Raw genomic sequence first — 8,664 nt, forward strand, 5'->3', positions numbered from 1 at the left:
CCATTTTTGACAATACTATAATCGGCATTGATACATCCACACGCTGGACAATGTGTCGGATTATATGTGAGTTTGGCAGTGATAAATAGGGACTTAATACCCTTATAGAAAACTTCTTCAACAGTGGACTTTGTATAATCGAGATTAGGCTCTTTAATTTGAAGTAAAGATGATATAAAATGAGTCATAGGCGTAAATGTTCCTTTCTATTGAGTTGTGGTGACTTTAGTATAAGAACATTTGCGCTATTTTTGTATCATTTTATAGAAAAATACGGTTGATGATTTTTAGTCATCAACCGTATTTATTATAGAGCCTTCTTTTAAAGAGCATGCTTTTTTTTTTTCATTTACGACTTTACGAACATATATTCAGTTCATAATACGTTTGGTCGGCCTATAGACTGTTCAATAGAGAACATATGTTTTGTCCACAAAGTGTGCATAAGTTGTGGGTAAAACTGTCGTATTTGTGTATTAATCTGTGCATAACTATGTTGAAAACATAATTTTTTGTGGATAAAATCAATGAATTGTTGATAATATAGCATTATAATTGTGGAAAACTCATCTTCCATTTTGTGTATATTGAAATCGAACATACGGTTAAATCCTCTTAACAATATGTATGAATGTGGGGAGAGTAGGAGCGAGTTGGAACTCGAAAAGAAATCGAAGGGCAGCAATCCAGATAGCTGGAACTCGAAAAAAACGACTACCACTCTTCATAAAATAGGTGGTAGTCGTTCATTCAAAAATCTAAAGCTCAGCTAATTTTTCTTCTGCTTCTTCCCATTCTTCCATACTCTTCTCAATACGAGCATTGATTTCAAGGAGCCGTTCATTTAATTCTTGGGCTTTTTCATAGTCATTAAAAACTTCGGGAGCGACAAGTTTGTCTTCAATTGCAGTGAGCTCGCTTTCTAATTCTTGTATTTCCTTTTCAAGTTCTTGACTCTTTCGCTTAATTTTCTTAAGATCATTTCTTCTTTGTTTTTGAGCTTGGTAGTCAACACCTGTATCTGCTTTTGGTGCGTCGACCACACCTTGATTAGTAAATTCCAATTCTTTTTTCTTATGTGTGAAATAACTATAGTCGCCGTCTACCAACAGTACTTTATCCACTTCTATTTCTAATACTTTACTGGCAATCTTATCGATAAAGTAACGGTCATGTGAAACGAATATAATCGTACCTTCAAAATTCGCTAAGGCACTTTCCAACACTTCTTTACTGTCTATGTCTAGGTGGTTCGTTGGTTCATCTAGAATCAGTAAATTGTTTTCCTCAAGCATCAGTTTAGCGAGCTGTATTCTCGCTTTTTCTCCACCACTTAGGTCATTGACTTGTTTTTTTACCTCATCTTGAGTAAAGAGGAAGCGGCCGAGTATCTTTCTAACATCGCTTTCCTTCATATGCGGATATGCACTCCACAGTTCTTCTAAGACGGTGTTTACAGATGTAAATTCAGCCTGTTTTTGATCATAGTATCCAATTGAAACATTTGTCCCATATTGAATTTCACCTTTTAATTTAGGGATTAATTTTGCAATCGTCTTAGCCAGTGTAGATTTACCAATACCATTGGGGCCAAGAATACCCAGTCTTTCGCCTTTATCAACATTAAAACTGAGTTGATCTCTTAAGACGTGGTCCTTGTAGCCAATCGCAACATCTTTTAGACGGAGTACATCATTACCGCTTTCCTTTTTAATCGTAAACTGGAAGTCCGCACTCGAACGGTCGATGTATGGTCTATCCATCTTGTCCATCATCTCAAGTTTCTTTCTTCTATCTTTTGCCATACCTGAAGTAGAGGCGCGGGCAATATTTCTATCGACAAAGGTTTCTAAACGCTTAATTTCACCCTGTTCTCTTTCGTACTGTTTCATTTGTAACCTGTAGTTCTTCTCTTTTTCTTTAACATAGTTAGTGTAATTTGTATGGTAAAGCGTGCCACGCTGTAATTCGACTTCAAAAATCTTATCCACTGTTTTGTCTAAGAAGTAGCGGTCGTGAGAAATAATGACGATAGCCCCAGAATAAGTTTTAATATATTGTTCTAGCCATTCGACTGTAGACATGTCTAAGTGGTTAGTTGGTTCGTCTAACAGTAGGAGGTCAGGTTGATTCAAAAGCATCTTACCTAGAGCTAAACGTGTTTTTTGACCACCTGAAAACTCAGCGACTTTCCTGTTTAAATCAGCCTCTGTAAAATTTAAACCTATTAAAACAGCTTTAATTTGAGCATCAATTGTATAGCCGTCCAGTCGCTCGAATTCTAGCTGAATACTTTCATAGCGCTTCAATTGCTCATTATAGTCAGCTTCTGAATTATCATGTTCACTCAACCATGTTGCAATATGCTCCATATCTTTTTGCATTTTTAATATGTGAGCAAATGGCTTTTGCATTTCATTATAAACACTTTCATCTGACTCCAAAGTCATCTGTTGAGATAAATAACCCATGTTTACATGTTTTGGCATACTCAATGTGCCTGTATCATAGGTTAATTCGCCGGCCATAACTTTCATCAAGGTACTTTTACCTGCACCATTTTTACCAACGATACCCAAAGTTTCACCAGATTTTATTTCTAAATCTATATGTTCAAAAATAGTATTTGTACCATATGCCTTAGAGACATTTCCTAATTGTAAAAGAATCATATTAAATACCTCGTTTCCTATTTAATTTTACATGATAAATGGACAAAATTCGACTAGATATAGCGGTGTCAGCAGATATAGATTATGTTATAATGTGGAGAATAGACATACAGAGGTGAAAGGAATGGCGAACAAGAAGAAAATTCCTAATGCAACTATGAAAAGACTACCTCTCTATTACCGTTATTTTAAGCAAGAAGAACATAATGGTAATGACAGAGTATCATCGAGAGAAATTAGTGAAGCCCTAGATATTGATTCGGCAACCATCCGCCGTGATTTTTCCTACTTTGGAGAATTGGGTAGAAAAGGATACGGCTATAATATCGGAAGTCTTTTAAAATTCTTCATGGAACATATTCAAGGCAACGATGTAAAAAATGTAATTTTAGCTGGGGCAGGGAATCTTGGTAGTGCACTGTTGAACTACAAATTTGCCAACATTCATGATAAAATGAACGTAGTTGGTGCTTTTGACAGTAATGAATCACTTGTAGGTAAAACTATAAATGATATTGAGATTTTTCATGTCAATGAAATGGAGCAAATAATCAACCAAGAAAATGTTGAAGTCGCAATTATGACTGTACCTATGGAAGCGGGACAAGAAACAGCGGAACGACTTGAAGCGGCTGGTATAAAAGGAATTTTAAACTTTACACCGATTCGATTGAACGTTAGTCCTGACGTCACAGTACATAGTATTGATCTTGGTGTTGAACTCCAGGCATTATTTTTCCAAATGAAGATTAAATAGGAGGGGTATAATATGATAGATGTTCTTTTACCAAATACATTAATGGCTGTAACTCCAGTTAGCTTGATTGTTATCGCAGTGGTTGCATTAATTATTTTTGGACCGAAAAAGTTACCACAATTTGGACGTGCAGTAGGGTCTACTTTAAAAGAGTTTAAAGATGCAACTAAAGGGCTTGCTGAAGATGACGAAGAAGATGACAAAGTCAAAAAAGACGATAGCTCAGTAAGCAAAAAAGAAGAACCAAAGAAAATTGAATCAGAAGCTTAAACTAGGGGTGGCGAAAGCCGCCTCTTTTTAAAGAGGTGAAAGCTAAATTGGTAGATGAAGAAAGAGATTTTACAGAGCATTTTGATGAATTGAGAAAACGTATATTGATTGCAATGTACTTCTTTGTTGCCGCTCTATTTATAGGTTTTTTCTTATCTAAACCTTTAATAAATCAAATGCAAAATGCACCCTGGACAGAAAATATTCAAATGCATGCATTTCAGGTTACGGATCCATTAAAAATATACTTAGTTGTTATCATTATTATTGCATTCATAATTATCTTACCAGTAATCTTGTACCAACTCTGGGCATTTATTGCACCGGGATTGTATGAGAAAGAACGAAAAGTGACCTTGCTATACATTCCAATAGCCATGGTGTTGATGTTAATCGGTATGGCTTTTTCATACTTTATAGTTGTACCATATATTATTCAATTTACATTTGAACTATCCCTTGAAATGGGTATAGAAACGACTATAGGAATTAATGAATATTTTGGTTTTCTATTTAGAACCGTACTACCATTTGGCGTTATTTTCCAACTGCCAGTCGTAGTACTATTCTTAACCCAACTTGGTATCATTACACCAATGTTCTTAAAACAAAATAGGAAGTATGCATACTTCATTATGTTTGTACTGGCTGCTTTTATTGCACCGCCAGACTTTATGACGCATTTATTATTAACAGTACCGATGATTATCCTCTACGAAATTAGCATATATGTATCTAAAGTCGGTTACCGAAGATATTTAAAAGCAGAACAACAACTCTTAGAAGATGAATTAAAATAAAACGGGAGGCGAGTGAACAGATATGCCAAAAAAGCTAGAAGAATTGACACGTACAGAAACGGATCAGCTGATTAAAACGGCGAGTGAATCGAAGTGGCAGTCCGTATATCATGTTCAGCCACCGTTTGGTTTTTTAGGTGCCCCGACTGGTTTTAATTATATAAACGGTATCTACCATTTATTTTATGAGTGGTCACCTGATAGTCGTCTTGTAGAAACACCAGACTACAAATACATATATCATGTGACTTCTAAGGACTTAGTTCATTTTCACAATGAAGGTGTCAAAGTTAGACCAGGTAGTTTATATGATGAACATAGTATTCACGGTGGTAGTTTATCGAAAATATTTAATGAAGTATCGTACTTTTACACTGGGGAACGCGTGAAAAATGATACGACACTTGTCACTCAGCTTGGTGGCTATATGAATACGGATGGCAAGATTCAGAAGTATCCAGCGCCCTTATTAAGAAATTCTCCAGCAATGACAAAAGAATTCTTTAGAAATCCTTATGTAACGGTCATCGACCGGGAAGTCGTTATGTTTATAGGCACCATGAATGATGAAGAATTCGGGCGAGTAGCAGTATACAGAGGACCTTCAGTTGAGGACTTAAAGTTCGATGGTATATTAGATACTGGCTACAAGGCCTTCGGTTATTTGTGGGAAAGTCCGGAATTCTTTGATCTAGACATGGATTCAGTCTTTATCTTTAATGCTAGAGGCTTAGATAAATTTGGACATCATTTTTGGAATATCTATCAGTCAGGCTATATGATTGGAGATTTTCAAAGAGAAGGCAATTATTTTATACATGATGAGTTCTATGAATTCGATAGAGGTTTCGATTTTTACCGGCCTGTAACAACGCTTGATGAGGATGGAAATAGAGTGTTAATAGCTTGGATGGGTGCAGAAGAGAGTAGCTATCCGTCTAGAGAAGATGAAACAACAGGTGCGTTGACGATTCCAAGAATATTAGAAGTTGAGAATGATCGATTGATACAAATACCACACCCAGCACTTGAAAAGTTACGGGGTGAAGCTATTACTGCTGAAGGCTACTTCAGAGAATATCCAGCAAAATTGACGGATTTCTACGGGGAGGTCTATGAGTTAATCGTCGATATTTTAGAAAATAACGCTTCGATATTACATATCTATTTACGAAAAAATTCACGTCATGAAACAAAATTAACCTACGATAGTACAGAAGGCGTTCTGACCCTAGATCGTACATTTTCTGGAGAAACGATTGAGAATGTTGATGGAACCACGAGAAGTGTTGAACTAGAAGAACCTTTAGATAGTTTAAGAATCTTTATGGATCACTCTTCAATCGAAGTATTCGTGAACGATGGAAAATACACGATGACATCTAGAATATTTCCAAGTCATGATGCTAAAGGTGTGGAATTTGTTACAGAGTACGGAGACTGTCATGTCCAGCTCATGCAGTATTCATTGACTAGCCGAACATAAGGAAATAGAAAGAAAAATAAGATAATTACAGATAATAGCATATATTTATGTAACATTTATTTCGTTAGAGTGCTATAATTACACCATAATATTGAAAAATTAAAAGAAAAAGTCTGCTAAATGAGGTGTATACAAATGTTTTCTGTACTTAGCCAAATTAACAAACGCTTAGAATATATGACGCCAGTAGAACAAAGAATTGCGGATTTTATGCTGACCAACCCTAACAAGGTTATCAATATGCCTGTAAAAGAAATTGCGAAAAGTTCGGACACAAGTGATGCCGCCATAGTTAGGTTTGCTAAAAGAATTGGTCTTCGGGGTATCAAAGAATTAAAAGTTGAACTTGCTAAAGAATTGCATACCTTAGATAAGGAAAAAATTTCACGAGTGATTGAACTAGAAGAGGATAATCATGCTGAAATTTTTGATAAGGTATTTAAAAATACCATTCAAGCCCTATACAATACAGAAAAAATTGTCAGTCGTAAAAAGATGATTGAAACTGCTGAACATATTTCAAAAGCGACAAATTCATTCATTTTTGGTGTAGGTGATTCAGCAAACGTTGGCCACGATATTGAACAAAAATTACATAGAGTGAATATCAATGCCTTTTTTACTGCAGACAAATACCTTTGTATGACACGCCTAACAAATGCTAAAAAAGATGATGTTCTTTTTGTGATTACTTTATCGGGTAAGACACAGGAAGTAATTGAAATTGTGAAATTAGCTAAAAAGCTAGGTGTCTTTACAATTATACTAACGCAAAATCATTCATCAGTTGCTAAGAGAAATTCAGATCTAGCAATCGAAATTACTGAAGAAGAAACGAATATTCAATACATGAATATGACGAGTAGAATTGCTCAATTGGTGATATGTGATGTGCTATTCTTCTATGTCTGTAAAGCGCTAGGAACCTCGGCATATCAGACTATAATCAACACATATGATGTCACACATTAAGAAAATTACATTATAATACGCAGATGTTAAGGTTCTGTAACATATTCTATATTTTATAGTATTTCTTCATTCATTCCCTTATAATTTTATGTGACATATTTAAGTTGAAAAAGTTATAAAGCTTAGTCAGAGTATATGGAGGGATGAGAAATGAGAACTCGTAAAATTAAAAAAATGAAATTGGCCTCTGCATTAGTGCTGACGACAATACTAATCCCTAACATTGCTTTTGCTGATGAGGAAATAGAAGAAAATTCGAATGCTATTGAAAGTGGTTTGGATGAATCAGTAGAACAAGAAACTGAGGAACCAGTTGAAGAGACAGAGGAACAAGAGGAAGTCGAAACACCACAGATTCAAACATTCAATAATGAAGAAGTAGAAAGTAATGCTAGTGAGACTGATAGTGAAGGATCAGAAGATGTAGAAACAAATGGTCAGCCAGAACAAACAGAAGAAGAAATGACTGATGATTCAGGTTCAGGCGAAACGGAAAATGACACAACTAATGATTCTGGCGTAGAAGAAACAGAAAATGATGCACCAATACTAGAACCAGCTGATCCTAACGATGATGGTGAAGGAAATGATATCACACCACCAGTTGATGATAGTGAAGACGGTACAGAAGTACCAACTGAGACCCCATCTGAAGAAGACACTAACATTGATGAAGAATCGAATGGAAATTTTGAAGAAGATTCAAATCAAGAACAACAAGGTTCAGAAGAGAATCAAGGTGAAGCGGACGTTAGCTCACCCAGTAACCAGACAGATGAAGGTACAGAAACTGATTTACCAGAGTACACAGAAAACAATGATTTAGGTGAAGGTCAGGAACCAAATCAGAACAATAATCAAGAGAGTAATTCATCAACTTACACAGAAGAAGAAAAGGCTGGTAATGCTTCTGAAGAAGCGGCAGATACTGATAACAGTGATAATGAAACAGAAGTGGAAACACCAAATGAAGCGGCTGAAGTAGAAGAAAGTTCATCAGAACAGTCAGCAGTATCAAAACCGAAAAAACTGTATCGTTATGATTATGGTGATATCTTACGAGGGATAACATTAGAAAGTGAAACGATTGAGAAAGATATTTCAACGTTAGATCAACGTGTATCCAGAGTGATGTCATCAAAAATCATTGAAGAAAAAGATTTAACTGAAGCAGACAAATTAGAAATTGAAGAGAAGATTAAAGCCGAAGAAGTTACAGCTGAAAGTGAAAGAGAAGAGCTACCTAACACAGGAGAATCAAACAACTCTAACTTTGTTATCGTAGGAATCCTATCACTTTTAGGCGCAGGTTTAGTGCTCTCATCAAACTTATTTAAAACAAATAGTTAAATATTGTTGAAACATGCCTTCTGTATATTAGAAGGCATGTTTTTTTTATTAGTGACTTCAGTCGGTTGAGCACGTAGACGTGCGAAACAAATAAACCACACGCTATGCGTGTGGATGAAGTAGCTTTAGCGATAATATGCCCCTTTCTGTATACTAAATAATGGCTACCAACCGCTATTTAGAAAAGAAAGGGGCATATTGAATGTCTAAAGACGACCAAAGTTTATCACATACAAGATGGAATTGTAAGTATCATATAATATTTACTCCTAAGTATAGGAGAAAAGTTGTGTATGGACAACTTCGAAAAGACATAGGGAAAATACTTAGACGATTATGTGATATGAAAGATGTAGA

At 35.5% G+C, this 8,664-nt stretch carries 8 protein-coding genes and 1 pseudogene; 7 read left to right on the plus strand and 2 right to left on the minus strand.

Translation table 11 applies throughout. The features are described from left to right. Together H624_RS12780 and H624_RS0108950 are read right to left on the minus strand one after the other, a co-directional pair. A pseudogene (locus H624_RS12780) lies at window positions 1-188 on the minus strand (ISL3 family transposase); the annotation flags it as partial. Window positions 189-758: 570 nt separating this feature from the next. Then, window positions 759-2,672: an ABC-F family ATP-binding cassette domain-containing protein gene (locus H624_RS0108950; protein WP_026867279.1), complete on the minus strand. Its 1,914-nt coding sequence runs from the start codon at window positions 2,670-2,672 to the stop codon at window positions 759-761. Window positions 2,673-2,796: 124 nt separating this feature from the next. On the opposite strand from H624_RS0108950, the gene H624_RS0108955 reads away from it, so the two are divergent. From H624_RS0108955 to H624_RS12450, 7 genes are all read left to right on the plus strand, one after another. Further along, on the plus strand, window positions 2,797-3,429 hold the full coding sequence (locus tag H624_RS0108955) for a redox-sensing transcriptional repressor Rex (RefSeq protein WP_026867280.1): 633 nt from the start codon (window positions 2,797-2,799) through the stop codon (window positions 3,427-3,429). Window positions 3,430-3,471: 42 nt separating this feature from the next. Further along, window positions 3,472-3,699 carry a twin-arginine translocase TatA/TatE family subunit gene (locus H624_RS0108960; protein ID WP_026867281.1) on the plus strand — a complete coding sequence of 76 codons (228 nt, stop codon included), beginning with the start codon at window positions 3,472-3,474 and terminating at the stop codon, window positions 3,697-3,699. A 35-nt stretch (window positions 3,700-3,734) separates the two neighbouring features. Continuing rightward, window positions 3,735-4,499: a twin-arginine translocase subunit TatC gene (gene tatC, locus H624_RS0108965; RefSeq protein WP_281170741.1), complete on the plus strand. Its 765-nt coding sequence runs from the start codon at window positions 3,735-3,737 to the stop codon at window positions 4,497-4,499. Window positions 4,500-4,521: 22 nt separating this feature from the next. Next, window positions 4,522-5,985 (plus strand): glycoside hydrolase family 32 protein, encoded by a 1,464-nt coding sequence (locus H624_RS0108970; protein WP_026867283.1) that lies wholly within the window; start codon window positions 4,522-4,524, stop codon window positions 5,983-5,985. A 135-nt stretch (window positions 5,986-6,120) separates the two neighbouring features. Beyond that, entirely contained in the window at window positions 6,121-6,957 is an 837-nt protein-coding gene (locus H624_RS0108975; RefSeq protein ID WP_026867284.1) for a MurR/RpiR family transcriptional regulator, read from the plus strand. A 150-nt stretch (window positions 6,958-7,107) separates the two neighbouring features. After that, on the plus strand, window positions 7,108-8,307 hold the full coding sequence (locus tag H624_RS11995) for an LPXTG cell wall anchor domain-containing protein (protein WP_035857046.1): 1,200 nt from the start codon (window positions 7,108-7,110) through the stop codon (window positions 8,305-8,307). Between the two features lie 202 nt (window positions 8,308-8,509). Next, a partial coding sequence (locus tag H624_RS12450; RefSeq protein WP_211220896.1) for a transposase occupies window positions 8,510-8,664 on the plus strand: 155 nt, incomplete at its 3' end.

This window comes from Jeotgalicoccus marinus DSM 19772 (assembly GCF_000425825.1).
Classification (GTDB): domain Bacteria; phylum Bacillota; class Bacilli; order Staphylococcales; family Salinicoccaceae; genus Jeotgalicoccus; species Jeotgalicoccus marinus.